We start from the raw sequence: 1,607 nt of genomic DNA on the forward strand, positions 1-1,607 counted from the left end.
GGCTCCACACCCCCTCCAGGGCCCGTTGCGCCGCGTCGAGGTCCTCATGGAGCCGGGCCGCCGAATGCGTGGCGCCCCGGTCGATGGACCGGTCGCGCTCCTGCTGACCGCCGTCGTACAGGTCGACGAGGTCGCCCGCCAGCGCGGCCCGCGCCTGCCGTTCGAAGGCGCGGGCGTTGTCGGCGAGATGTGCGAGGACGTGTCCTCGGCTCCATCCCGGAAGCGTCGAGGCCGCGTCCTTCTGCCGGTCGCTGAGGCGTCCCGTCAGGTCGAGCAGCCGGGTGTGGGCCTGGGCGACCCTGAGGACGAGTTCGTCAGGGTCGAGGGGCGATGTGCGCACGGGCCGCAGCCTAGCTTCCGGCCGGAGTCTGCGACCCGTTGCGACCCGTCAGCCCAGCGGCGTGTGGTTCACGAACGCCACCTTGTACGGGTGCTCCGCCTGCCAGCGCCCGATGATCTCCTCGACTCCGGGCGCCTGGAACGCCGCGCCGAGCGTCGGGAGGTCGGCGACCCCGAACTGGATCACCGCCGTCGCGATCAGGGCGGGGATCTCCTCCTCGCCGGGTACGGGGATGTGACGGGTGGCGGCCACCGTGCTGACCTGTCCGGAGTCCAGCATCACCTTTTCGATGTCCTGGAGGAATCGGTCGAGGTCGGCGTCGGGGAGCGGGTTCTCGAAGGAGACGAGCATCGTGTGATGAATCATGCAGCCATGGAAACAATCCGGAGGGCAGCCTGTCCAAGTCCTCTTCGCTCTCGATCGATACCCTTGAGGCATGGCTGAGCTGGAGACCCGGGAGATCGAGTACGTCGTCGCCGTCGCCGAGGAGCTGCACTTCGGCCGCGCCGCCGAGCGTCTGGCGATCGCGCAGCCCGCCCTGTCCAAGGCGGTGGCGCGCGTCGAGCGGCGGCTGGGCGTGCAGCTCTTCGCGCGCTCCAGCCGGCAGGTCGCTCTGACCCCGGCGGGCGAGGCGCTGCTGCGGCACGGCCGGTACGCCCTGGACGCGGTCAGTTCCGCGGTCGACCACACGCTCCGGGCCGCCGGCCGGGGAAGCGGGCTGCGGCTGGTGCTCAAGCCGGGCGGTGACGCCGGGCTGCTCTCCGCGATCCTCGCCCGGTACGCCCAGGAACCGGACGCCGAGCGCGTCGAGGTCATTTTCAGCGGACCGGCCGACCGGGTCGACCGGCTGCGCTCCGGTCAGGCCGATGTGGCGCTGCTGTACGCGCCGTTCGACGATCTCGGCGGACTGGCCCACGAGACGCTCAGCGTCGAGGAGCGGGTGGCGGTGCTGTCCGCCGGTCACCGGTTCGCCGACCGGTCCGTGCTGCGTCTCGCCGACCTCGAGGGCGAGACGATGCCCCGCTGGCGGGACGTGCCGCAAGGCGCCCGGCACGCGCACCAGAGCGGCACCGGCCCCGAGGTGACCGACATCGCCCAGCTGTACTCGCTGGTCGCCATCGGCCGCACGGTCGCCGTCCTGCCGCGCTCCCTGGTGAGCCCGGCGCCGCAGGGAGTGGTCTGTGTGCCGGTGCTCGACGCTCCCGAGAGCCGCATCGTGATCGCGTGGTCCCCGCGCGACGAGCGCCCGCTCGTCTCGGCGTTCGTG

The 1,607-nt window shown here is 72.2% G+C and carries 3 protein-coding genes; 1 reads left to right on the plus strand and 2 read right to left on the minus strand.

What is annotated here, in order from left to right:
* Positions 1–340, minus strand: a 340-nt coding sequence (locus GTW43_RS21670; RefSeq protein ID WP_161303682.1) for a maleylpyruvate isomerase N-terminal domain-containing protein, incomplete at its 3' end; no start/stop codon positions are given.
* A gap of 48 nt (positions 341–388) precedes the next feature.
* On the minus strand, positions 389–706 hold the full coding sequence (locus GTW43_RS21675; RefSeq protein ID WP_161303683.1) for a hypothetical protein: 318 nt from the start codon (positions 704–706) through the stop codon (positions 389–391).
* A 70-nt stretch (positions 707–776) separates the two neighbouring features.
* Here GTW43_RS21675 and GTW43_RS21680 point away from each other — a divergent pair.
* Positions 777–1,607: LysR family transcriptional regulator (locus tag GTW43_RS21680; RefSeq protein ID WP_161303684.1), on the plus strand; the 831-nt coding region annotated here is incomplete at its 3' end.

Source organism: Streptomyces sp. SID5785, assembly GCF_009870065.1.
Taxonomy (GTDB): Bacteria; Actinomycetota; Actinomycetes; order Streptomycetales; family Streptomycetaceae; genus Streptomyces.